This is a genomic window from Streptococcus oralis subsp. tigurinus (assembly GCF_002096275.1).
Lineage (GTDB): Bacteria > Bacillota > Bacilli > Lactobacillales > Streptococcaceae > Streptococcus > Streptococcus oralis_CN.
Map to the genome: position 1 here is coordinate 633,979 of NZ_NCUG01000018.1, position 22,497 is coordinate 656,475.

Sequence of the window (22,497 nt, forward strand, 5' to 3'; positions counted from 1 at the left end):
TACTGCACCAGTATAGCAAAAAATGAAAGCCCTAGCAAGATATTTGACTGAAAAATATATTTATATAGATTTCAATGGTAATTTATTCTTCCTATAGACGAAGAAAAACCTCCACATCAAGTGGAGGCAAGCTATTTTATCAATACAATTTTAAGTCACGAGGGTCAACTGGGAAGGTTGGATTGTATGGGTTGTGACGGAGTTTGAAGTGTTTGACATCTTCAATAGTCTGAGTTCCAGATAACTGCATAACTGTCTTCAATTCTGCATTCAAGTGTTCAAAGACTTGACGCACACCAACACTACCGCCGAGAGCCAAGCCATAGATAACCGGGCGGCCAATAGCTACCAAGTCTGCTCCTGAAGCCAAGGCTTTAAAGACGTGTTGGCCACGACGAATACCAGAGTCAAAGACAATTGGTACGCGTTTGTCAACTGCTTCTGCTACTTCTTGAAGTGAGTCAAAGGCAGCTGGCCCACCGTCGATTTGACGGCCACCATGGTTGGTTACCCAGATACCAGAAGCTCCAGCAGCAAGCGAACGTTCAACGTCCTCACGGCATTGTGGCCCCTTGACATAAACAGGAAGTCCTGAGTATTCAGCGATAAATTCTACATCTCGTGGAGATAGGCGCTGTTTAGCTGATTTGTAAACAAAGTCCATTGATTTACCAGCACCTTCTGGCAGGTATTCTTCAACAATCGGCATGCCAACTGGGAAGACAAAACCATTACGCTTATCGACCTCACGATTGCCCCCTACCGTAGCATCAGCCGTCAAGACAATCGCTTTATAACCTTCAGCCTTCACACGGTCCATGATGTGGCGATTGATACCATCATCTTTACTAAAGTAAAACTGGAACCAATGAGGTGTCCCTTGAAGGGCTTCCGTAATTTCTGGAAGGTCGACAGTAGAGTAAGAGCTGGTTGTATAGAGAGAACCAAACTCATGCACACCACGCGCAGTCGCCACTTCACCCTGTTCATTTGCCAATTTATGAGCCGCAACAGGCGCCATAATGATTGGTGAAGACAATTTTTCGCCTGCAAATTCAATCTCTGTACTTGGATTTTCTACATTGCAAAGTGTATGAGGAACGATGAGTTTGTGGTTAAAGGCACGAATATTCTCACGCAAAGTGAAAGTATCCTCCGCCCCACTAGCGATATAGCCAAATGCTGCTTTAGGAATAACTTGTTGCGCCATTGGCTCCAAATCATAGGTATTGATGAAATCTACATGACCTTCTGCATTGCTTGTTTTGTATGACATAAAATGTCCTCCTTGATAAGTAAGCGTTTACTTTGTATATTACAAAAAATATTCTAACTCTTTTTTCAAAATTTTTCAAATATTTTGTTTGGAAATTTCATACTTTCAATCATTTTACAGCGATAATTAAAAATGATGAACTTTCTTAAGTTATGGAAATTCAAATAATCTTTTCATTTTCTAATACTTTATCATCAAATTGTTCATCTAGTATAGTTGCTGAGTGATAAAGTTCCTTTGCTTTATTTTTATCATTTTCAAAATAAAGATAGCACTTAGCTTCAAATACTGAAATTCCAGGTTTATAGACTTGCAACGTTGTTACTGATAAAATTTCATTCATCTTTTTTACTAGAGATATCATATGTTTATAGTCATTATGAACAACATAAACAACCGCTATGGCACAAAGAACTGATAGTAGCTCTACATTATACATTTCATCACTAACTAATTGCTGTTTCAACAACTTAATCCGAAAATCATCTAATGCTCTCTTCTATAAATCAAGTCTTGACATTGCATAGCAAAATAATCAATTAATAGTAAATCATTGAATGTGTAAACTTGCTTTAGTGTTACTTGCTTAAAATAATCATCAAAAATATCTTCAGCGAAACTACCTGTCCCTGTTCTTATCAAGTCTAATATTCTTTCAATCAAGTCTAGACTCAGCAACTCTTCCTCAGGAAGAGCTAGTTCTTTATTTTCAAGAAAAGTATCTATCGGAACTTCTAATCGCTTAGATAAATATTGTAACTTAGTAATTGTTGGCAAGGATTGCCCAAGCTCAGTACGCATCAGCTGTTTGATTATTAAGTCAGCTTCTGTCCACAGACCTCTTCTCTCGTCAATTTGTGACGTTCACGTTTCTGTCTTACTCTATGACCAATTTCAGTTTTAATATCTGTTGTCATTCTTACCTCTAACCACAATCCATAAATTAACATACTTTTAATTCTTCGGCTAAAAATTAACAATAATTCTTTTTCAAATCCGTCATATTATTTTCCAAAACTTGGATGTCTTGGCTGACTTTGAGAATGACAATGCTGCCTTGAATACTGGAGATGACTTGACGGGCCTGCAACTGCGCCCGCTCTTCTGACCAGTCAGCATGCAGGTCTTGCAAGAGGCTAGCTAACTTCTCTGTCCACTGGGTCATAAAATCATTGAGAGGACAGCGGAAGTTCTCATCTTCTGTGGACAATGCCACAATCAGATTACCAATTGGGCAACCATAAAAGACCGTCTGACTTTCATGAAATTGATAAACCCAGTCAATCATATCCGAAAATTTGTCACTGTCAGACTTGTCTGCTTTAAAAATATCTTCAAAAAGCTCTTTTCGCCAATTTGCTAAAATATCTTGAATGACCGTCAAACCAATTTCCTTCTTAGATTTGAAATAATAATAAAGCTGCCCCTTGCCAACATCAGCTGCCTCCATGATGTCACTGATGGAGGTGGCCACATAACCCTTCTGATAAATCAATTCCTCAGCACTTTGTAAAATACGCTCTTTAACGCTCATCTGCTCACCTCTCTTTTTTACTATTATAGCATATTCAGAGTCTGGGACCAAACCATTGAAATCACCTCCTTTTGCCACTGTTTTATCATTAAAATTTTTGTTCTGAGCAAATTGATTTACAAATTCAATTCTAGATGTTATTATAATTGTACCGAACGGTCAGTATGTAACTAAAACTACCATTTGGAAAATCATCAAACTAACAGTCTAAATTCCTATTGGCTGTTAATCAAATCATATTAGGAGGAATCATGTTCAATCAGAAAAATGTCGCATTTGTTATCACAGACCCGCAAGTTGAATTCTTAAAATCTACTGGTAAAGGATTCGGAGCAACTAAAGATGTTCTTGAAAAAGTTAATACTATTGAAAATCTGACAAAGCTTTTCGCTCTTGCTCAAGAGCGTGGCTACAAGCGTTTTATCTCACCGCACTACTTCTATCCACACGATCACAAGTGGCAATTTAAAGCTGCTGGTGAAACGATGATGATTGAAAACGAAATGTTTTGGCGTGATAGCCAGTATTCAGCAATTCCAGAAGGCTCTGGAGCAGATATGATTGAAGAGATTAAACCATTTTTGGATGAAGATACTATTGTTGTCAACGGACATAAAATCTTTGGCCCAGAAAGCAACGACCTTAACCTTCAACTCCGCAAAAATGGTATCGACACCGTCATCTTGGCTGGTATGAATGCTAATCTCTGCGTGGATTCACACATGCGTGAACTCATAGAATTAGGCTACAATGTCATTGTTGTTAACGATGCTGTCGGTGCTCCAGGTGAAGAAGCCTACCAAGCTGCACTAACAAACTACGGCTACATTGCCAACCAAGTTTTGACAACTGAGGAAGTTATCGCTCAACTTTAGTATTAAAAACAAAATCAGGTAATCCTAGTGACTACCTGATTTTCTATGTCTTAAGCATCTTGCCAATTTTCTTGGTCTTCTTTAAAGCGTTTTAGAAGGTCGAGACCTTCTGGTGTGATATAGCCTTCTTCTTGGGCTAGGTGAATGAGTTCACTGTAGTTTGAAAGAGTCACCAATTTCACACCTGCGTCTGCGAAGTTCTTATCTGATTTTGGCAATTGATAGCTGAAAATCGCTACGACACCAAGAACATCAGCTCCTTCGCGTTTTGCAGCTGCTACGGCTTCAAGAACAGACCCACCCGTTGAAATGAGGTCTTCAACCACTACCATTTTTTGACCTTGAGCTACACGACCTTCGATTTGATTACCAGCACCGTGGTCTTTTGGTTTGCTACGGATGTAGGCAAAAGGCAAGTTCATCTTGTCAGCAATGATCGCTCCGTGTGGAATCCCTGCTGTCGCAGTTCCTGCAATCACTTCTACTTCTGGAAATTCTGCTTTAATAGCTTCCACAAAACCATTTTCAATCAAGGTACGAGTTTCAGGATAGGCAAGCGTCACACGATTATCCGTATAAATCGGTGACTTGATACCAGATGCCCAAGTGAAAGGCTCCTCTGGTTTAAGGTAAACAGCTTGGATTTTCAAGAGGTGGCTAGCGATATCTTTAGCAAGTGTCATAGTATTCTCCTTTTATTTTTATAATCTATTTCTTTAATTTCTGTCTTGGTTCTGGTTCCATTCATCCTTGATAGCATGATAAGCTGCAACAGGATCCTCAGCTTGGGTAATCGGACGTCCTACTACGATATAGTCACTACCGATTTGATAGGCATCCGCTGGTGTCATGACACGTTTTTGGTCTCCAACCGCAGCTCCTGCCGGACGAATTCCTGGTGTCAGACAGATAAAATCTGGATTGGTGGCCTGCTTGATGAGTTGCACTTCCTGAGCTGAGCAAACGACACCATCCAAGCCCGCTTCAGCTGTCTTCTTGGCATAGTGAATCACAGACTCTTGCAGGCTGGTTTGGATATTTTGAAAATCCTGCATCTGGCTTTCCGACGTTGATGTAAGCTGGGTCACAGCGATCAATTTGGCTTGTGTCCCTAGACCTTCACGCGCAGCCCTCATCATCTCCACACCACCAGCAGCATGAACATTGGTCATGTCTACACCAAGCCGAGATAAGACCTTCATGGCAGATTTGACTGTATTTGGAATGTCATGTAGCTTGAGATCCAGAAAGACACTATGACCCAGTGACTTCAAATAACGGACAACTTCTGGACCTTCCGCATAATAAAGCTCCATCCCCACTTTTAGATAAAGACTTTCTTCTGCTGGGAAAAGAGATAAAAATTCCTTGACCGCCTCAAAACTAGGAAAATCAAGAGCAATAACTGGACGATGTTCACGCATACTTTTCTCCTTTTACCTTTGCGAGCAAGAGAGTATGGCCAAAAACAAACCACGAAAAAAGGAACCTGCCAACAGCAAGGTTCCACGAAAAATGGGTAGTCTCCACCCCTTCACCGTCTAACCTTAGCTGCCTCTCTGGACTGCTTTAAAGGTTTTTTTCTATTCTATTATTTATAGTAGGACTTGTCAAGCAAAAACTCGAAACTGGACTTCTATACCATTCAAAATCAAGAGGAAAAGTTAGTCTAACGACTCTGTGATTGCTGGCTCGTTTGACTTCCCTGTTCTTCTTGTTTTTTCTTTTCTTCTTCCTGTTTTTTCTTCTCAGCTTCCTTGGCCTCTTGTTTGGCTTTTTCCTCAGCCTCTTCTATCAATTTATCCGCTATGGTATAGCTGTATGCTCCAGCCTCCATATCGACTACACTCGGCTCTGTCAATTGGGGCTTGATTTTGCTGTAATAAGGCAATTTCTTGCTCAATTCTGACAAGGGAACCAAAATCTCATCTGTGTCCAGCATAGTAATTTTTAAAAGATCTGCTGTTGCCTTGCTTGGCGCTAATTCGATTTTCTGGATTTGACTCTTGATATCCTCACTGATGGTAGATAATCCTGTGATCAGTTCTTTCACCTGCTGCTCGTCATTAAAGGTAACTGTCAGATAAGTCTCAGGCAAGTTTAAGCGATTTACAGGAGTTGACTCAACCCTACCACTAGAAAGAATTGGATAATATTCTTCACCAGATACATAATAACCGACAATATCAAACTCCTTAACCTCAATCGTAAAGTTAGTCGGAAATTGATAGTCAATCTTCGCTGATTCTATCCAATGGTTGGACTTGATTCGCTCAGCGTATGTTTCCTTATCCAACAATAGAGCTAAAGTATAGTCACTATCTTGAATTCCAGAAGCCTGTTTGATGTCATCCGCCTGCGTGTTACTATTTCCCTTAACCTCGATATTTTTGATGGTCGAAAGTGGAGTCAACAGATAGACTGAAAAAAGGAGGACTAGGACACTGGGTACCAAGATACTCACAGCTCGCCAAATATGAACAGGCGCAATTTTAAGCTTGGCTGGTTTGGCTGGGTTCTCTGGTTTTTCTTTTTTCTTCTCTTTTTCTTCTTTGACTTTAGGATCACCCTTTTTAGATTTTTCTTCTTTTTCGGATGATTCTTCGTCTGGAACAGTTTCGTTCTGGTCGGAATCACTTGATAACTTCTTACTTTCCTCTAACGACTTAGAGTTTTTCCCCATTCGAGCCTGTTTTTCCTTTTCCTTCTCCTCAGCTAGGGCAGCTTCTTCCTCAGCCTTCTTCTTCAGGTATTCCTGGTTTCGTTTCTGCCATTCAGACAATTCTTGCTTCTGGTTTGATTCTTTGTTCTTATCCTTTGACATTGATATTCCTTATGCTAGGTCTTTTCTTAGTAGATCGTAAAAATCTGCAAGAGATTTCAATTCAGTCGAAGCTTTCATGCTAGCTTGGTACTGATCCTTGTGACTAAGCAAGTGACTGAGTTTCTCCTCCAAGCTTTCCAAGGTCAAGTCACTTTCTTGAAGTTCTTCTGCATAGCCCTTTTTAACAAAATAGGCAGCATTTTCAATCTGATCTCCTCGGCTCGCCTCACGTCCAAGAGGAACAATGAGATGGAGTTTCGCCATGGCCAAGAGTTCAAAAATCGTATTGGCACCACCACGCGTTACCACCACATCTGCCATCTCCATCAAGGGTTGATAGAGATCTGTCACATAATCAACACGAAAGAGATTTTGACTCAACTCATTGAGGTTTGAATCTCCAGTTAAATTGATAATATTGTAGCGCTCTGTCAGTTCTTGCTTATGATCAGTCACCAATTGGTTAAATACACGAGCTCCTGCAGAACCACCGACAAATAATACCGTTGGCAATTTAGGATCAAAGTGGGTTTGGATATCCACCAATTCATCTGGTTCTGAAGTTTTTTGCTCTGAAACCTTTGTTACTGCTCCCACATGCTCGACTTTTGCGAGACCAGCAGCCTGCTCAAATGTTGAATACATCTTAGTTGCGAATTTATAGGCAATTTTATTGGCCAAGCCCATAGATAGGTCCGATTCGTGAATAAAGACAGGTACTCCTGACACACGCGCTGCGATAACCGGCGGTACTGAGACAAATCCTCCTTTAGAAAAAAGAGCCTGTGGACGCAGTCGTAACATGATAAAGAGGGATTGGACAATTCCCCAACCAACTTTGAAGACATCCAGCATATTTTGCCAAGAAAAATAGCGACGCAACTTCCCAGTCGCAATAGAATGGAAAGTAACATCCAAACCTGACTTGAGGATTTCTTGGTGTTCGATTCCGTGTTTATCACCAATGTAGTGAACTTCCCAGCCGTCTTCGATGAACTTAGGCATTAACAAAAGGTTGAGGGTGACATGTCCAACCGTCCCCCCGCCTGTAAAGACAATTTTTTTCATATTATTCCTTTAACTCCGCTACTGTGTCGATAAAGAGGTCGCCACGTACTTCAAAGTTAGCATACATATCCCAGCTAGCATTTGCAGGACTGAGGAGAACTACATCTCCTTCTGTCGCAAGCTCATAGGCCTTGCGGGTCGCATCAGCAATATCTGTTGCATCTACATAAGCCACACTAGCCTTATCCGCTGCCCGTTTGACACGTTCTGCAGACTGACCGAGGATGACCATCTTCTTGAGCCCAGTAATATCTGGCACCAATTCGTCAAACTCATTGCCACGGTCCAAACCACCTGCAATTAAGATGACCTTGCTGTTGTCAAATCCTGACAAGGCTTTTTGAGTGGCCAGGATATTGGTTGATTTGCTATCATTATAGAATTTGACCCCCTTGATTTCATCCACAAATTGGAGACGATGTTTGACACCACCAAAGGCTGAAAGAGTTTCCTTGATGGTTTGATTGTCCACACCACGGAGTTTGGCTACTGCAATGGTCGCAAGGGCGTTTTCCACATTGTGACTACCTGGCACTCCGATCTCATCAGCTGCCATGACTAGTTCCCCACGGAAATAGAGTTGACCATCTGCAAGATAGGCTCCATCAACCTTTTCCAATGTTGAAAATGGAACAACAGTAGCCTGTGTTTTGCTAGCCAATTCTTTTGCCAAGTCTTGGTTAAAGTTCAAGACAAGGAAATCAGCTGCTGTCATATTATTTTGGATATTCCACTTAGCTGCCACATACTCCTCAAAAGAACCATGATAGTCGATATGAGTGGGCATGAGGTTGGTAATAACCGCAATCTCAGGATGGAATTCTTGGACACCCATCAGTTGGAAAGAAGAAAGTTCCATGACGAGCGTGTCCTTGGCTGTCGCAGTTTGAGCCACTTGACTAGCAGGATAGCCGATGTTCCCTGACAAAAGACCATGTTGACCAGCAGCAGTTAAAACTTCCCCAATCATCGTCGTTGTGGTTGTTTTCCCATTTGAACCCGTGATACCGATAATTGGCGCTTCTGAGATTAAATAAGCCAATTCCACCTCAGTCAGGACTGGAATCCCTTTCGCCAATGCCTTTTCAATCATGGGATTGCTATACGGAATACCTGGATTTTTCACCATCAGAGCGAAATCTTCATCCAACAATTCCAAAGGATGCCCACCAGTGACAACCTTGATTCCCTCTTCTAGCAAGCTTTGAGCAGCAGGATTTTCCTCAAAAGGTTTGCTGTCATTTACTGTCACAATGGCACCTAGCTTGTCCAATAAACGGGCTGCAGACTCACCAGACTTAGCCAAACCTAAAACAAGTACTTTCTTATTTTTAAATTGATCGATTACTTTCATGTCTCAAACTCCATTTCTACTCCTACTATTTTACCATTTTTATGGAAATAAAAAAGCCACAAAGTGTATTTGTGACTCTTTCTTCTAACTTAATGTTCTCTTATCATCTATGTGATAAATCGGTAACTCGAATTACTTGATCCACTTGCTCCCAGATAAGAGGATTGTGGGTCGCAATAATAATAGTTCGATTCGGATTTTTTAAAGATTCTAGGATAGAAAGTAATTCCTCAGAGTTTTTGGGGTCTAAGGAAGCGGTTGGTTCATCTGCGAGAATCAAAGGTGGATCCTTTAAAATTATCTTCGCTAGTGCAACACGTTGTGCTTCTCCTCCTGATAATTCAAAGATAGGTTGCTTTAAATCTAAATAAGAGAGGTTAACACGGTTTAGAGCTTGTTTCATCAAAGAGATTTTCTCTTTTTCTTTCAACTTATTACCAACTAAACCCAGATTGAGATTCTCTTTGACGGTTTGACTTTCAATTAAGCCAAAATCTTGAAATAAGTATCCTAAGTAATCTCTAAAGAAAACAGAAGGCTTGATGTCCTTAAGAGAAGTGCCATCATAGATAATTTCTCCATTGTCATATGGCTCTAATCGTCCAATCATATTCAAGAGGGTTGTCTTACCACAGCCACTTGTACCGATTAAGGCATAAATTTTCCCACCTTCAAATTGAAGATTAGTATCTGAAAATAGCTGACGGCTTCCAAATTTTTTAGATATATTCTTTAGTTCAATCATCCTATTTTCCTTTCATAATGGTCATAGAAACACGAGATTCTTTCTGTGCTTGACGGTAGAGAGTCAGTATAGCACTAACGAGGAAGATCGATAAAGTTACCAATCCAATCACCACATCCCGACTACGCCAAATAAAGAGACTCGCACCGAATACAAAACTAGCAAATTGACTAATCATATACTGAGCGTGCGTTTCAAAAAATCGCAAACCAGAAATTCGTTTAATCAAAATCTCACGACGGAATTGTTCAAAATAAAGAAGATTCACAGAATAAAAGAGAAGCAAAGAACTCGCGATTCCAATAATAGCTCCTAAAATAAGGGTTAGAGTTTGTGTTTGAACCTCATAGTAACGTGCGAGGTAAACACTTCGTCCCTCCTTGAGGTAGGATACTTGATCATAAATTCCTGCATTTTTCAAGAGTTTAATCCCATCTTCATATCCTTTGACAAAGATATTCTTACCAGCATTGATAGACCAACTAGATAAGGATGTAAAACTATCACCTGTAGAAGTCGGCGTGAATACCACTAAAATCGGATCCGTCAAATACTGAGTGGATACGGGGTTCTCACCGTTATTATAAACAAATCGCTTTTCTCCCATTGAAAGATAACTAACGTGCGCTTTCATCTCATAATCCAAAGGAGCACTTGCCTCCTCACCAGATTTTCCATAATAACTCAATCTTTCTTCAAAGATTTTTTTTAGTTCTGCTTCTTGAGAGCGCAAATGTTCTGGGAGCAAGAGGACAAACTCACCTTTTTGGAGATGGGCTAACTTCTGTTTGGTCTCAGCATCTACCACGACCTTTTCCTTCTCCAAATAACTAGGACTAACATAGAGCGTATTAGCATCTGGACTATAGGTATCCAGTGTCTCTCCCTGTTCATTTTTTCCTTGAGGATTTGCAAAATTAATGAGATTATCTTTTACAAATAGAGCCTGTTCTTTTTCAACTGCTTCTTTGGAAAATTCATACCACTTATTCTGATTTTCTGTATCTTTTACTCTATCACCTAAGCCAAAAGAAATTTGATAATAGTCTGCTCTGTCCTGCCATGCTTGTTTTGAAATTTCAAGTTCTTTCAATCGTTGGTAAGACGTCAAACCTATCTTAACAGCGTAGCCTACTGTAAAGACAGCAACCAACTGACACAATAGGGTTAAAGCCATCAAGCGTTTAAGGGGTAATCTCCCCTTAATAACAGGAACTAATGCTTTGTAACTCAAACTCATTAGATAAAGAAGCATTAGTAAAATTGAAATCGCCAATAAAAACAACAGATAGAAACTAATCCCAAAACCATAGGTAGCTAACAAGATAGGATAAAACAAACCTTGACTAAAAAGAACGACTCCCCCACCTAGGAAGGAAAGGAGGGCTGATAGAAGGAGCCATTTGATATCAGTAGATAAAGAATGCCCCATGATGGATAAGAGAGTCTGACCAGAAAAGAGTTTTATACCTGCTGCTCTCATTTCCTTAATCCGAGTAATAATCACCAGAGCAAAGAAAGATAAGCCAAATATCGCTAAACTAATTAAAATAAGGGGAATTAGTAACATTCTAAAAGCAAGAGTATAGGGCGGTGTCTTTCGGTCAGGAATTGCTTTATAACCCAAATCTCCTAATTTATCGGCTAGCTTTTCTTTCGTCAAGGAGCCTGATAAAATGAGATAACTATTTAGTGGATCACTACGTTCACGACTTTCTTGGCTAGCTTCTTGGAATTCTTTTGGTAATGTTCCCTTACCATAAGTTGCATAAGTAAAGTGAGTCGTCCCATCCTTACTCGGCTCTACGATTCTTCTAGCTATTAAACTCTGTTCTGAGTTTACAAACTTCTCCAATTCCTGTTCAAATACCTCACGCGTCGGTTCCTGAGTATCTTTTTTGACACGAAGTAAGGAGACGGAATCATAGCTTGCATATAAATATTGTGGAGCACGTAAGACAATAATCCAAGCAAGGAAGAAGCTGAGAAAAAAAGTTGATAATAATATGAATAGTTTCTTCATAGTAGACTCCTTGTGGTGAAAATTGATTTCAGGAGGTAAGATTTCAGAGTATGAAATCGATTTCTATTTATCGCAAATATATCACCATTATGATAAATTGTCAATAGATTTTAGCAAAATATAATTATATTTTTTGGACTAACTTTTTAAACTTCTATAACAATATAGAGCTCTTAAAATGTGGAAAAAAACTCACTTGAACAAAATATTTTTAGGTTTATTCCTTTTTGCAAGAAATGGAATCTTAGACTTTCCGTTGTGATAAAAATGCCTGAAAACAATAGATTTCAGGCATTCGGAAACTTTGAGACTATAGGCTCAAAGTTTAGGTATGGAATTTCGAAGAAAGTCGCTACCGTCCGTAATCACCTAAGGAAAGTCTTAAAATCTTATTTTAAATTGAAAAAGAGAGCCACAGCTCTCTTTCTTTTTATCTTCTCTTACCCTTTTTTACAGGCATGAGCGTAATGTCTCTCAAGCTAAAGTAGGCTAGGGCCAGCATGGCGATTGTGACAAAGAATTCTGTCGGTAATTGGAAGATCTGCAAGATGGACAACATCAGCAAAATCAAGAGTGCAACAACTACAAAGACCAAGATAACGATGTTGACTGTTCCTTTAATGCTTTGTGGTGTCGCAAATACATAGAGTAGTAATAAGAGGATTCCTATGATTAAATAAACCATCTTTATCTCTTTCTAGCTCTTATTCAGCTGATTTTTTCTTTTTGTTGGCTTTCTCGCGCTCTGCCTTGTTGAGGATTTGCTTGCGCAAACGGATAGACTCAGGCGTAACTTCCATGTACTCATCGTCGTTCAAGAACTCAAGTGACTCTTCAAGTGTCAAGATACGAGGTGTCTTGATAACCGCTGTTTGGTCCTTAGTAGCTGAACGGACGTTGGTCATTTGTTTCGCCTTAGTGATGTTAACTGTCAAGTCATTTTCACGAGAGTTTTCACCGATAATCATTCCTTCATAAACCTCAGTACCTGGGTTAACAAAGATGGTTCCGCGTTCTTCGATAGACATGATTGAGTATGTTGTAGCCTTACCAGCATCGATGGAAACAAGGGCACCACGGTGACGTCCACCAATTTCACCTGGAATGAGTGGCAAGTATTGGTCGAAGGTATGGTTCATGATACCGTAACCACGAGTCATTGACAAGAACTCAGTTGAGTAACCGATCAAACCACGCGCTGGAACTAGGAAGACCAAACGAGTTTGACCATTACCAGTTGAAATCATATCCAACATTTCACCCTTACGTTCAGAAAGGCTTTGGATAACAGATCCTTGGTATTCTTCTGGAGTATCGATTTGAACACGTTCAAATGGCTCACATTTAACACCATCAATCTCTTTTACAATAACTTCTGGACGAGATACTTGAAGTTCATATCCTTCACGACGCATGGTTTCGATCAGGATAGACAAGTGCAATTCTCCACGACCTGAAACAGTCCATTTATCTGGTGAATCAGTTGGGTCAACACGAAGGGAAACGTCTGTTTGCAATTCTGCTTGCAAGCGTTCTTCCACCTTACGAGACGTTACCCATTTACCTTCCTTACCAGCAAATGGTGAGTTGTTGACCAAGAAAGTCATTTGAAGAGTTGGCTCATCGATGTGTAGGATTGGAAGTGGTTCAACAGCGTCTGTTGGAGTAATGGTTTCACCGACAAAGATATCTTCCATACCGGAAACGGCAATCAAGTCACCTGCTTTAGCTTCTTGGATTTCACGACGTTCCAAACCAAAGAAACCGAAGAGTTTTGTAACACGGAAGTTCTTCGTTGTACCATCTAGTTTAGAAAGGGTAACTTGGTCCCCAACTTTCACACTACCACGGAAGACACGACCGATACCGATACGACCTACGAAGTCATTGTAGTCCAAAAGTGACACTTGGAATTGAAGTGGCTCATCAGAGTTGTCTACTGGAGCTGGAATATGGTCGATGATGGTATCAAAGATTGGTGCCATTGTTTTTTCTTGATCAGCTGGATCGTCTGACAATGAAGATGTTCCGTTGATCGCTGAAGCATACACCACTGGGAAGTCAAGCTGGTCATCATCTGCACCAAGCTCGATGAAAAGTTCCAAGACTTCGTCCACTACTTCTGCTGGACGAGCTGATGGCTTGTCGATTTTGTTAACAACCACGATTGGGACAAGGTCTTGTTCCAAGGCTTTTTTCAATACGAAACGAGTTTGTGGCATGGTTCCTTCGTAGGCATCTACGACCAAAACAACACCGTCAACCATTTTCATGATACGCTCAACTTCTCCACCGAAGTCCGCGTGTCCTGGTGTGTCCATGATATTGATACGAGTTCCCTTGTAGGCAACGGCTGTATTTTTCGCAAGGATGGTAATTCCACGCTCTTTTTCGATATCGTTTGAGTCCATAGCGCGCTCTGCCAATTCAGTACGTGCATCAAGCGTTTCTGATTGTTTCAATAATTCGTCAACGAGGGTTGTTTTACCGTGGTCAACGTGGGCGATAATCGCAATGTTACGGATATCTTCTCTTAATTTTGTCATGATTTCCTCTAATATTTAAATTTTTATTTCTAACTGAACAATTATACCACAGTCTCATTCAAAAATCACAGTTCAGCTAAGTGTAAATGTTTTCACTCTGCTTTTCTAGTCAAGGCAACTCTTTTCAAAGTCAGAGACTTATGATAAGATAAGCTGGTATGCGTTTAGATAGATTATTAGCCCAAGAAATGGTCAGTCGCAAGGCTATGAAACAGGCACTTTTGAAAAAAGAAATCCTAGTGAACGATTGCCCAGCCAGCTCCCTCGCTCAAAATGTCGACACTGGATTACAAAAACTAGTCTTTCAAGGACGGCAGATTCAAGGATACGAGCACAACTACCTCATGCTTCATAAGCCAAAAGGAGTCGTTACAGCGAGCAAGGATAAGAAACTGCCAACCGTCATGGACCTACTCCCTAAAAATATCCAGTCAGACCAACTCTATGCGATAGGCAGGCTAGACCGCGATACGACAGGACTGCTCCTTTTGACAGACAATGGACCTCTTGGTTTTCAACTCCTCCATCCTCAATATCATGTGGATAAAACTTACCAAGTCAAGGTTAATGGACTGATCACCCCAGACCATATCCAAAAGTTCAAAGATGGAATCGTCTTTTTAGATGGAACACTCTGCAAACCAGCCAAACTAGAAATTCTATCCTCAAACCCAACAGAGAGCCATGCCTCTATTACCATCTCAGAAGGAAAATTTCATCAGGTTAAAAAAATGTTCCTCTCAGTTGGTGTCAAGGTGACTGCCTTAAAAAGAGTCCAGTTCGGCGATTTTACATTAAATTCAGAGCTATCAGAAGGGCAATACCGTCCCTTAAATCCAGAGGAATTGGAAATCATAAAAAACTACTTAGAGATGAGTCGATAAAATAAAAAAGCTTTAAATTTAAAGCTTTTTTGTTTATTGCTTATCTAAAAAATACTGCGACAGCTACAATTCTAAAAAATACTGCGACAGTTACAATCCAGTTAAGTACAGAAACCACAAGTCCTACGATGTTGAGAATTTTTTCTGTTTTATAGTCTAGTCCAGATTCTTTTTGGTATGAAAAAGCCAAGACCAATCCTATGATCCCCAAAATCAGACCTACTATTGGAAATAGCAAACCAAGGACGATAGATAAGATACCTAAAATAAGTGAAGGTTTTTTCTTTTGTTGTGAATTCATATTATAAAATCTCCTTAAATTTATTATAAATGATGATACCTTAAGATACTAGCTTTATCTATCATTCGACAGTTTTTTAAAGAATCTTAGCTAGTCTTCACTTTCCCTTTCCAAGAATCCAATCCATAAGAAAGGATATAAATCTCAGAGAAACCTTGTTTTTTCAAATAAAGTGCTGCATTGGTCACTCGTTGTCCACGTTGGTTTTCGTAGAGAAGGACAGGTTTATCCTTACGAAGGGCTGCAAGGCTTGACTTCAATTGACTTGAAGGAATATTGCGCGCACCAAGAATGTGTTTTCTGTGAAATTCTGCTGCATCACGGACATCAATCAACTGTCCTTTCCGAATCAAGGCTTCAAACTCTGCATTGTCCACAATCTTAGCCGCACGACGAATACGAAGGTAGTTATAGCCCATCCATGCCACCATCGCCAGAATAAGTGCCCATAAAATCCAAGTAACCATTAGTTCATTTCTCCATTTTTCTCTAAGTAGTCTAATTCTATCTTGTGCTCCCTGCGGAGAACAGCTTCCGCTTCTAGGTAATCTAGCTTGTCCATGAGACCTGCATCATAGATCCGAGAGAGTTCGAGCTTCATCAGTTCAATATCATACAAACGCTTCCCCATGTAAACAATAATGCCAAACTGTTTGAGAAATTGCTGCACATCATAGAATGTTTTCATAGCTTCCATTTTAGCAAATTCTAGACTTTTTTTCAATACTGGACCGGCTCTTTCCCCCTATTTTCTTCGTCTTCATTGCCCATTCTTCCGCAAGTATGGTACAATAAAAACATGAGAATTCAACAACTACACTATATTATCAAAATTGTCGAAACTGGCTCCATGAATGAAGCAGCCAAGCAACTCTTTATCACCCAACCCAGTCTCTCAAATGCCGTTCGAGACTTGGAAAATGAAATGGGCATTGAAATCTTTATCCGCAATCCCAAGGGCATTACCTTGACCCGTGATGGGATGGAGTTTCTCTCTTATGCCCGTCAGGTCGTTGAGCAAACCCAACTTCTGGAGGAACGTTATAAAAATCCTGTCGCCCACCGCGAACTTTTCAGCGTTTCTTCTCAACACTATGCTTTTGTAGTCAATGCCTTTGTCTCTCTGCTCAAGAAAAGTGATATGGAAAAATACGAGCTCTTCCTTCGTGAAACGCGGACTTGGGAGATTATCGATGACGTCAAGAACTTCCGTAGTGAGGTCGGTGTCCTCTTTTTAAATAGCTACAATCGCGATGTTTTAACGAAAATGCTAGATGACAATCACCTGCTAGCCCACCACCTCTTTACCGCTCAACCCCATATCTTTGTTAGCAAGACCAACCCGCTAGCTAAAAAAGACAAGGTCAAACTGGCTGATTTGGAAGACTTTCCTTATCTGAGTTACGACCAGGGGACGCACAACTCCTTCTACTTTTCAGAGGAGATTCTTTCACAAGAGCACCACAAGAAATCCATTGTTGTCAGTGACCGCGCCACCCTCTTTAATCTTTTGATTGGTTTGGACGGTTACACCATTGCAACAGGGATTTTGAACAGTAACCTCAACGGAGACAATATCGTTTCCATTCCGCTGGACATTGACGACCCGATTGAACTAGTCTATATCCAGCATGAAAAAACCAGCCTATCTAAGATGGGCGAACGCTTTATCGAATACTTACTAGAAGAAGTTCAATTCGATAATTAATAAAAAATGAAAAAGGGAAAAAGAAAAAGTTAGGAAATAGAAAGTGAAAAAGATACTACTGACCAGTGCTTTAATCCTTTCAATCGCAGGATTAGCACCCGCATCCGTCTTAGGAGAAGAAAACACAACACAATCCACATCTGCTGTCAAGGAAGCAATTGCCAAAGAAGAAAAGAAAGAGTCGAGTGTTGAGGAAAACTCTAAATCAGAGGTGCTTCCGAAAATAGATGTGCAAGAAAACAAGCCAAAAAAAGAAGGGTGGTACCAAGAAAATCACCACTGGCGTTTTTACCAAGATGATAAACCTGCTTTGAACTGGAAACAAATCCAAGGCAAATGGTACTACTTCGATCAAGATGGTAATCGTCTTCATTCTACTGTCTACAAAGGCTATGCCTTTGACCAAGATGGGGTTATGGTAGAAAATAGCTGGACCAGTTTGGACAACCAATGGTATTATGCTGATCCCTCTGGGCGACTTGCTCAGAACACCTGGAAAAAAATTAACGGCTCCTGGTACTATTTTGACCAAACTGGAAGCATGCTCAGCAACACCTCCGTTGACGGCTATCTGCTCACAAATAGTGGGGCTATGGCAGAAAATGGTTGGATTAAATTAGACCAAAATTGGTATTATGTCACACCATCTAGCAGAATCTCACAAGACAAGTGGGAGAAAATCAACGGTTCTTGGTATTATTTTGATAAAAACGGCGTGATGCTCAGCCAGACAACCATTGGTGCCTACCTGCTAGGCGGTAGCGGAGCCATGGCTGAAAACTCTTGGGTGAAAATCAATGAAAATTGGTATTACGCTAATGAATATGGGAAATATAGCCAAGACAAATGGGAGAAAATCAATGGTTCTTGGTATGCTTTTAAACAAAATGGAGTCATGCTTTCCAATAAATGGAAAGGAAGCTACTACCTCAAAGCCAGTGGAGCCATGGCGGAAAAAGAATGGATCTTCGATAAATCCTACAATAGCTGGTTCTATCTAAAAGCGGATGGCCGTTATGCAAATCAGGAGTGGATTGGGGCATACTACCTCAAGTCTGGCGGTTATATGGCCAAGAATGAGTGGATTTACGACGACTATTACAAGGCTCGTTACTATCTGGACGATAGTGGACATTATGTATCAGGGACTTACAAGATAGACGGCAAGGAACACTTGTTCCAAAAATACGGCCAATGGATTTCTGAAGTTTCAACTGAAGGTGGATTTACAAAAGGTCAATACAGCAATACCATCTTCCTAGATCCTGGACATGGTGGTCAAGATTCTGGTGCCTTTTACTACAATGTCGCTGAGAAAGATCTCAATATGCAGATTTACCGCAAACTTCGCGCTAAGTTAGAAGAACTGGGCTACAAGGTCCTCACCTCTCGTGATAGCGATATTGATGTTGACTTTGTTACCGAACGTTCTCGTATGGTTAATAAAACCAACTCTGACATCTTTATCAGTATTCACTTCAACGCTACTGGTAATACCTACTCAAAAGCGAGCGGTATTCAAACCTACTCCTATAGAGATGAACCTGATTATCCAAGTAAGATTAATCAATACTGGCACAACCACCCTGATCGTATGAGTGAAAGCAAACGCCTCGCTGTTGCTATCCACTCCTCTCTTCTAGCAGAAACAGGAGCTAAGGATGCCGGCTTATTGGAAAGCAGCTTTGCCGTACTACGCGAAACAGCCAAACCAGCCGTTCTCCTAGAGCTTGGTTATATGGATAATTTCACCGAAAACCAACAAATCAGAGATAGCCACTACCAAGATAAACTGGTCGCAGGCATCGTAAAGGGGATCCAAAAATATTACGCTGGTCAGTAAAAAAAAGTCTCGAGAAATCTCGAGACTTTTTATTTGCCTTCTTTTTTATCCTTATCAGGAAAGAGGTAACCAAGTCCTACACAAGCTAGCACACCGGCACCAATCACCAAACCACTTGAAATTGGCAACAGATCAAAAATAGCATTTGCAATGATAAAGGCGATGATCAAGCACATGAGACTGGCCTTGTAGTCTTTTTTCAAAAAGTTTTCTATCGTGAAATAGAGGAACAATCCTACCGGAATGAGTAACCAGAGATTGACATCCAAACTTGGCCATCCAACAGATCCGAAATACAATACTAGCGCTGCTGCTACTAAAAATACAAGTCCCAATAATTTTTTCATTTTTTTGTCTCCATTTTCTTTTTTGGTTCTTGAGTTGTCTGATACTGACCTCTCATGCCCTTACATGAATCATTATAGCAGAGATTTTCCCCCAGAACAACCTCTTTTGCCTATCTGGTCTCTATCTCAGTCTAAGTGGTTGAATATTACCGACAACAAAAAAAGAAGCCTAATTAAGGCTTCTTGATTCTGCCGATTGCAACAGTATTTTTGAACGAATACAATCTAGTTTTTCTTTTCCTTAGATTCTAGAGAAGATTTGATTGCTTCACGCTCAGCCTGTAGTTGAGCTAAATTCTTCTCCTCTTCATCAAGTTTACTGGCATCTGGTTTCACACGATAATAAACATCTTCTGGTTTCATTAACATCGCTTCATATTGTTGTCCAGAAAAAAGTCTTTCCTCAGCATGATTACTTTTATCCGTAATCTTTCCATCATCCCCAGGTTGCATAACAACTCCGCTTGGCACAGCTACTACTACAAATCCTCCAGCAACAGAATCTTTTACCCATGCACTGATAGACGCTGTCTCAGGGTTACGACTATCTTGACCTTTTGATACCTTTAATCCAACTACAGATTCGTACTTTTGATCATTTGTAAACCAAGTCGCACGTACTTCTCCAGAATCATTAATAATGTATTCATTACCAGATTGACTACGCCAAGTACCTTCTAAACTAGACAGATCATTGTTCTTGATTGCTTCAATATCTAGTTTTGGAACGGTAGTTTCTTTCTTCAACTTGCTAACAAGTGCTTCTGCTTCCGTAATTTTGGTATCTAAAGCAGTCAGTTGATTCTTGAGTTTTTGAATTTCCTCTTGTTTATCCTTATCAGTCTCATCTATTTTTCCTTGGTTTGTAGACGATTGACTTGTTGACTCTGTAGTTGAAACGGCAGACGATGCTTGATTTGACTCTTTCTTTCCAATCAAAGAATGCGAGAAAATACTTACCAAGATGAGAGTGACTGAAGCAGCGAGTGCTAGGCCAATATAGATTTTTATTTTTTTATTTGGAGTCAACTTTGATTCAGACCGCTTACGTCCATTGATCTCTTCAAATTGTTTTTCCCGTTCTTTCTTATTCATAATTTTCTCCTTTTTGATTTATATTCAGCCAAGCTTGCGATACTTCATTCGTTATTATCCACGGGTTTTTATAATTTTTAGAAAACCTATGCAAAAAATTCTAGAATGATTAACAGCCTATAGTCCTCTAAAACGGAACGAAAACAAGTGCTTATTAAAATATATTATACCACAAAAAATAAATTTTAGTTTTTATTTATAAGCAGGAGTTTCAGACGTTAAATAGAACCTATCTCAAACGTTCCACCTTTCCTATATTTACAAAAAAAGAAGCCCGCTTGGACTTCTTGATTCTGCCGATTGCAGGGCTTGAACCTGTGACCTACGCGTTACGAGTGCGTTGCTCTACCAACTGAGCTAAATCGGCGATTACCCTTTTAGTATAGCACTCTGAGAATAGATGTCAAGAAATTTTTATCTTAATTAGACAAAGCCTGTCCTGAGACAAGGCTTTGAGTTTCTTCCTTTTACGAACCCGCACTTTCGTAGGCATCTAAGCCCTTGTCCCATAGTTTCAAAGAAATGATAAAGAAGACAAGGGAAATCAGAATCAAACCACCAATATTAAAGAGTCCATCCTTGTCCTGCAAGAAATAGCTGGCAGGATAGTAGGCCGTAAAGGCGAAAGGCACAATAAAGCTAATTAACCAACGAAGGAGCGAATTGTAAATGGAAATCGGGTACTTGGCAAAGTCATTAAACATATAAAAAATGTAAATCATGGCTCCTGACTGCTTGGTCCAAAAAGCGATACTGGCAGTCGCGATTTTCAAGGAAGTATAAATCAAAGTCGCAAAAGGAATACAAACTAGGAAAAGCAGGAATTTTGGAAGAGTCCAAGCAATGCTAGTCACCGTAGTCCCTAGTAAAATGCCACCGACCAAAAGTTCGCCCAAGGCATCAATCTGAAAGGTCTCGACTAGGATGTGAAAGAGAGGATTGATAGGACGAGTCAGATACTTATCAAACTCTCCCTTTCGGACTAAGCGTTGTCCCAGTGCCCAGAGATTATCAAAAAAGAGATGATCCAATCCCTTGGGAATCAAGGAAAATCCATAGATAAAGGCAATCTCTTGGAAGGTCCAGCCTTCTAGGGATGGAATGTGTTGAAAGATGACATTGAGAAACAAGAGGTTCAGGCCTTGGGTCAGAAAAACTCCTAACACGCCCACCACAAAATCTACCTTGTATTCCATGATTTGCTTGATGTACTGTCTGATAAAAATCAGATGCATGCGTTGATATTTTTTCATACTAACCTCCCTGAATGGTGATAAAGGACTGGACTCGTTTCCAAATCAACTGAGACAAGCCCACCATCACTAAGAGCCAGAAAAACTGGAGCAAAAGCGCGTGAAGAACCTGGCTGGCATCGTATTTCCCAACGATAATCATGACCGGAGTGTAAATCAAAGATGAGAAAGGCAAGAAGGACAGAATATCTGAAACAATCTTGGGAAAGAAAGCCAAAGGAATCAAACTCCCAGACATAAAGGCCACTATGGAAGTCTTGAGTAGATTGGAACCCCAAAGATTCTTAAACACAAAGGCTGAAAATCCAAAGCAAATATTAAAGAAAAAGTTAATCAGATAGGCTAGGGTTAAGCTAAAGAGATAAAGGATGGTTAATCCCAGTACTTCTACAACCCCTTGCCCAGATAAGATTTTCATCAAGACAATGACACTTAAAAATGGCAGTCCAACAGAGATAAAAATCAACCACTTGGAGCCAAGCTCGGTAAAGAGGTAAGAAGCCGCAAAATGCACTGGTCTCAACAAGCGCATGATAATGGAACCATCCTTGACCTCCTCCCCAATCATAAAGGACGAATCTGACCTAGTCAGAAGATTGGTCACAAAACTCATAATGATGTAGAGGGTGATATCTGCCATACTAAAGCCCTGAATCAAAGACTCTTGCGAAGAATCAAAGACAGCCTTCCAGAGATAAAAAGCCACAAAAGCCCCCATGACATCGCCAATCCGATAGAGAATAAAGTTGACTCGATAGGTGATCAACTCCTGAATCCCTGCATTGATAAAGGGTTTATAACGTCTCCACAATTTGACCATC

24 protein-coding genes and 1 tRNA gene are annotated in these 22,497 nt (G+C 40.2%); 4 read left to right on the forward strand and 21 right to left on the reverse strand.

Features of this window, described 5'->3' with window-relative positions:
* Positions 1–139: 139 nt before the first annotated feature.
* From lctO to B7725_RS08250, 4 genes are all read right to left on the reverse strand, one after another.
* A complete protein-coding gene (gene lctO, locus B7725_RS08235) occupies positions 140–1,276 on the reverse strand; it encodes an L-lactate oxidase (RefSeq protein ID WP_000120723.1) in 1,137 nt (378 codons plus the stop codon).
* 160 nt (positions 1,277–1,436) lie between these two features.
* On the reverse strand, positions 1,437–1,742 hold the full coding sequence (locus B7725_RS10230; protein ID WP_193431824.1) for a hypothetical protein: 306 nt from the start codon (positions 1,740–1,742) through the stop codon (positions 1,437–1,439).
* A gap of 20 nt (positions 1,743–1,762) precedes the next feature.
* The gene (locus B7725_RS10235; RefSeq protein WP_002880183.1) at positions 1,763–2,077 is read right to left on the reverse strand and encodes a hypothetical protein; all 315 of its coding nucleotides are present in this window, start codon (positions 2,075–2,077) and stop codon (positions 1,763–1,765) included.
* Positions 2,078–2,249: 172 nt separating this feature from the next.
* Positions 2,250–2,810: a TetR/AcrR family transcriptional regulator gene (locus tag B7725_RS08250; RefSeq protein WP_084875596.1), complete on the reverse strand. Its 561-nt coding sequence runs from the start codon at positions 2,808–2,810 to the stop codon at positions 2,250–2,252.
* Between the two features lie 251 nt (positions 2,811–3,061).
* Here B7725_RS08250 and B7725_RS08255 point away from each other — a divergent pair, with 251 nt between their 5' ends.
* Positions 3,062–3,685 carry a cysteine hydrolase family protein gene (locus B7725_RS08255; RefSeq protein WP_084857112.1) on the forward strand — a complete coding sequence of 208 codons (624 nt, stop codon included), beginning with the start codon at positions 3,062–3,064 and terminating at the stop codon, positions 3,683–3,685.
* Between the two features lie 50 nt (positions 3,686–3,735).
* Here the strand turns inward: B7725_RS08255 and pyrE are convergent, their stop codons facing one another.
* The 9 genes from pyrE to typA all read right to left on the reverse strand — a co-directional run bounded on the left by pyrE (position 3,736) and on the right by typA (position 14,245).
* Positions 3,736–4,368, reverse strand: a complete 633-nt coding sequence (pyrE, locus tag B7725_RS08260) for an orotate phosphoribosyltransferase (protein WP_084875598.1) — start codon at positions 4,366–4,368, stop codon at positions 3,736–3,738.
* A gap of 33 nt (positions 4,369–4,401) precedes the next feature.
* Positions 4,402–5,109: an orotidine-5'-phosphate decarboxylase gene (gene pyrF / locus B7725_RS08265; protein WP_084875600.1), complete on the reverse strand. Its 708-nt coding sequence runs from the start codon at positions 5,107–5,109 to the stop codon at positions 4,402–4,404.
* 245 nt (positions 5,110–5,354) lie between these two features.
* Entirely contained in the window at positions 5,355–6,509 is a 1,155-nt protein-coding gene (locus tag B7725_RS08270; protein WP_084875602.1) for a cell division protein FtsQ/DivIB, read from the reverse strand.
* Between the two features lie 9 nt (positions 6,510–6,518).
* Complete coding sequence (locus B7725_RS08275; RefSeq protein ID WP_084875604.1) at positions 6,519–7,577, reverse strand: UDP-N-acetylglucosamine--N-acetylmuramyl-(pentapeptide) pyrophosphoryl-undecaprenol N-acetylglucosamine transferase; 1,059 nt, start codon at positions 7,575–7,577, stop codon at positions 6,519–6,521.
* Position 7,578: 1 nt separating this feature from the next.
* On the reverse strand, positions 7,579–8,931 hold the full coding sequence (gene murD, locus B7725_RS08280; RefSeq protein WP_084875606.1) for a UDP-N-acetylmuramoyl-L-alanine--D-glutamate ligase: 1,353 nt from the start codon (positions 8,929–8,931) through the stop codon (positions 7,579–7,581).
* A 103-nt stretch (positions 8,932–9,034) separates the two neighbouring features.
* Positions 9,035–9,676, reverse strand: coding sequence for an ABC transporter ATP-binding protein (locus B7725_RS08285; RefSeq protein WP_000571298.1), 642 nt, complete (start codon positions 9,674–9,676; stop codon positions 9,035–9,037).
* Between the two features lies 1 nt (position 9,677).
* On the reverse strand, positions 9,678–11,699 hold the full coding sequence (locus B7725_RS08290) for a bacteriocin-associated integral membrane family protein (protein ID WP_084875608.1): 2,022 nt from the start codon (positions 11,697–11,699) through the stop codon (positions 9,678–9,680).
* A gap of 430 nt (positions 11,700–12,129) precedes the next feature.
* Positions 12,130–12,384 (reverse strand): DUF3165 family protein, encoded by a 255-nt coding sequence (locus B7725_RS08295; protein WP_000262659.1) that lies wholly within the window; start codon positions 12,382–12,384, stop codon positions 12,130–12,132.
* Between the two features lie 19 nt (positions 12,385–12,403).
* Positions 12,404–14,245: a translational GTPase TypA gene (gene typA, locus B7725_RS08300; protein ID WP_061418213.1), complete on the reverse strand. Its 1,842-nt coding sequence runs from the start codon at positions 14,243–14,245 to the stop codon at positions 12,404–12,406.
* A gap of 158 nt (positions 14,246–14,403) precedes the next feature.
* On the opposite strand from typA, the gene B7725_RS08305 reads away from it, so the two are divergent.
* On the forward strand, positions 14,404–15,129 hold the full coding sequence (locus tag B7725_RS08305; RefSeq protein ID WP_084875610.1) for a pseudouridine synthase: 726 nt from the start codon (positions 14,404–14,406) through the stop codon (positions 15,127–15,129).
* Between the two features lie 40 nt (positions 15,130–15,169).
* On the opposite strand, the gene B7725_RS08310 is transcribed toward B7725_RS08305, so the two are convergent.
* The 3 genes from B7725_RS08310 to B7725_RS08320 form a co-directional block, all read right to left on the reverse strand.
* Positions 15,170–15,430 (reverse strand): hypothetical protein, encoded by a 261-nt coding sequence (locus B7725_RS08310; RefSeq protein ID WP_001088136.1) that lies wholly within the window; start codon positions 15,428–15,430, stop codon positions 15,170–15,172.
* An 86-nt stretch (positions 15,431–15,516) separates the two neighbouring features.
* Complete coding sequence (locus B7725_RS08315; RefSeq protein ID WP_084875613.1) at positions 15,517–15,897, reverse strand: rhodanese-like domain-containing protein; 381 nt, start codon at positions 15,895–15,897, stop codon at positions 15,517–15,519.
* On the reverse strand, positions 15,897–16,154 hold the full coding sequence (locus tag B7725_RS08320) for a YqgQ family protein (protein WP_193431719.1): 258 nt from the start codon (positions 16,152–16,154) through the stop codon (positions 15,897–15,899). The genes B7725_RS08315 and B7725_RS08320 overlap by 1 nt, the downstream gene beginning before the upstream one ends.
* Positions 16,155–16,229: 75 nt before the next feature.
* Between B7725_RS08320 and B7725_RS08325 the strand changes: the two genes are divergently transcribed.
* A complete protein-coding gene (locus B7725_RS08325) occupies positions 16,230–17,138 on the forward strand; it encodes a LysR family transcriptional regulator (protein ID WP_001222584.1) in 909 nt (302 codons plus the stop codon).
* A gap of 43 nt (positions 17,139–17,181) precedes the next feature.
* Positions 17,182–18,981 carry an N-acetylmuramoyl-L-alanine amidase gene (locus B7725_RS08330; RefSeq protein ID WP_084875615.1) on the forward strand — a complete coding sequence of 600 codons (1,800 nt, stop codon included), beginning with the start codon at positions 17,182–17,184 and terminating at the stop codon, positions 18,979–18,981.
* Positions 18,982–19,010: 29 nt separating this feature from the next.
* On the opposite strand, the gene B7725_RS08335 is transcribed toward B7725_RS08330, so the two are convergent.
* The 5 genes from B7725_RS08335 to B7725_RS08355 form a co-directional block, all read right to left on the reverse strand.
* Positions 19,011–19,328 carry a hypothetical protein gene (locus tag B7725_RS08335; RefSeq protein ID WP_084875617.1) on the reverse strand — a complete coding sequence of 106 codons (318 nt, stop codon included), beginning with the start codon at positions 19,326–19,328 and terminating at the stop codon, positions 19,011–19,013.
* Positions 19,329–19,553: 225 nt separating this feature from the next.
* Positions 19,554–20,423, reverse strand: coding sequence for a DUF6287 domain-containing protein (locus B7725_RS08340; RefSeq protein ID WP_084875619.1), 870 nt, complete (start codon positions 20,421–20,423; stop codon positions 19,554–19,556).
* Between the two features lie 294 nt (positions 20,424–20,717).
* Positions 20,718–20,790: transfer RNA gene (locus B7725_RS08345), tRNA-Thr, on the reverse strand.
* 100 nt (positions 20,791–20,890) lie between these two features.
* Entirely contained in the window at positions 20,891–21,676 is a 786-nt protein-coding gene (locus tag B7725_RS08350) for an ABC transporter permease (RefSeq protein ID WP_084875620.1), read from the reverse strand.
* Between the two features lies 1 nt (position 21,677).
* The gene (locus tag B7725_RS08355) at positions 21,678–22,496 is read right to left on the reverse strand and encodes an ABC transporter permease (protein ID WP_084875621.1); all 819 of its coding nucleotides are present in this window, start codon (positions 22,494–22,496) and stop codon (positions 21,678–21,680) included.
* Between the last annotated feature and the right edge of the window lies 1 nt (position 22,497).

Excerpts from the sequence above, each read along its gene's own strand:
- B7725_RS08305 (WP_084875610.1), top strand. The coding sequence starts at position 14,404 with ATGCGTTTAGATAGATTATTAGCCCAAGAAATGGTCAGTCGCAAGGCT.
- B7725_RS08315 (WP_084875613.1), bottom strand. The coding sequence starts at position 15,897 with ATGGTTACTTGGATTTTATGGGCACTTATTCTGGCGATGGTGGCATGG.
- B7725_RS08325 (WP_001222584.1), top strand. The coding sequence starts at position 16,230 with ATGAGAATTCAACAACTACACTATATTATCAAAATTGTCGAAACTGGC.
- B7725_RS08290 (WP_084875608.1), bottom strand. The coding sequence starts at position 11,699 with ATGAAGAAACTATTCATATTATTATCAACTTTTTTTCTCAGCTTCTTC.
- murD (WP_084875606.1), bottom strand. The coding sequence starts at position 8,931 with ATGAAAGTAATCGATCAATTTAAAAATAAGAAAGTACTTGTTTTAGGT.
- typA (WP_061418213.1), bottom strand. The coding sequence starts at position 14,245 with ATGACAAAATTAAGAGAAGATATCCGTAACATTGCGATTATCGCCCAC.
- B7725_RS08355 (WP_084875621.1), bottom strand. The coding sequence starts at position 22,496 with ATGGTCAAATTGTGGAGACGTTATAAACCCTTTATCAATGCAGGGATT.
- B7725_RS08310 (WP_001088136.1), bottom strand. The coding sequence starts at position 15,430 with ATGAATTCACAACAAAAGAAAAAACCTTCACTTATTTTAGGTATCTTA.
- lctO (WP_000120723.1), bottom strand. The coding sequence starts at position 1,276 with ATGTCATACAAAACAAGCAATGCAGAAGGTCATGTAGATTTCATCAAT.
- B7725_RS08285 (WP_000571298.1), bottom strand. The coding sequence starts at position 9,676 with ATGATTGAACTAAAGAATATATCTAAAAAATTTGGAAGCCGTCAGCTA.
- B7725_RS08295 (WP_000262659.1), bottom strand. The coding sequence starts at position 12,384 with ATGGTTTATTTAATCATAGGAATCCTCTTATTACTACTCTATGTATTT.
- B7725_RS08250 (WP_084875596.1), bottom strand. The coding sequence starts at position 2,810 with ATGAGCGTTAAAGAGCGTATTTTACAAAGTGCTGAGGAATTGATTTAT.
- B7725_RS08350 (WP_084875620.1), bottom strand. The coding sequence starts at position 21,676 with ATGAAAAAATATCAACGCATGCATCTGATTTTTATCAGACAGTACATC.
- pyrE (WP_084875598.1), bottom strand. The coding sequence starts at position 4,368 with ATGACACTTGCTAAAGATATCGCTAGCCACCTCTTGAAAATCCAAGCT.
- pyrF (WP_084875600.1), bottom strand. The coding sequence starts at position 5,109 with ATGCGTGAACATCGTCCAGTTATTGCTCTTGATTTTCCTAGTTTTGAG.
- B7725_RS08270 (WP_084875602.1), bottom strand. The coding sequence starts at position 6,509 with ATGTCAAAGGATAAGAACAAAGAATCAAACCAGAAGCAAGAATTGTCT.
- B7725_RS08340 (WP_084875619.1), bottom strand. The coding sequence starts at position 20,423 with ATGAATAAGAAAGAACGGGAAAAACAATTTGAAGAGATCAATGGACGT.
- B7725_RS10235 (WP_002880183.1), bottom strand. The coding sequence starts at position 2,077 with ATGCGTACTGAGCTTGGGCAATCCTTGCCAACAATTACTAAGTTACAA.
- B7725_RS08255 (WP_084857112.1), top strand. The coding sequence starts at position 3,062 with ATGTTCAATCAGAAAAATGTCGCATTTGTTATCACAGACCCGCAAGTT.
- B7725_RS08335 (WP_084875617.1), bottom strand. The coding sequence starts at position 19,328 with ATGAAAAAATTATTGGGACTTGTATTTTTAGTAGCAGCAGCGCTAGTA.
- B7725_RS08275 (WP_084875604.1), bottom strand. The coding sequence starts at position 7,577 with ATGAAAAAAATTGTCTTTACAGGCGGGGGGACGGTTGGACATGTCACC.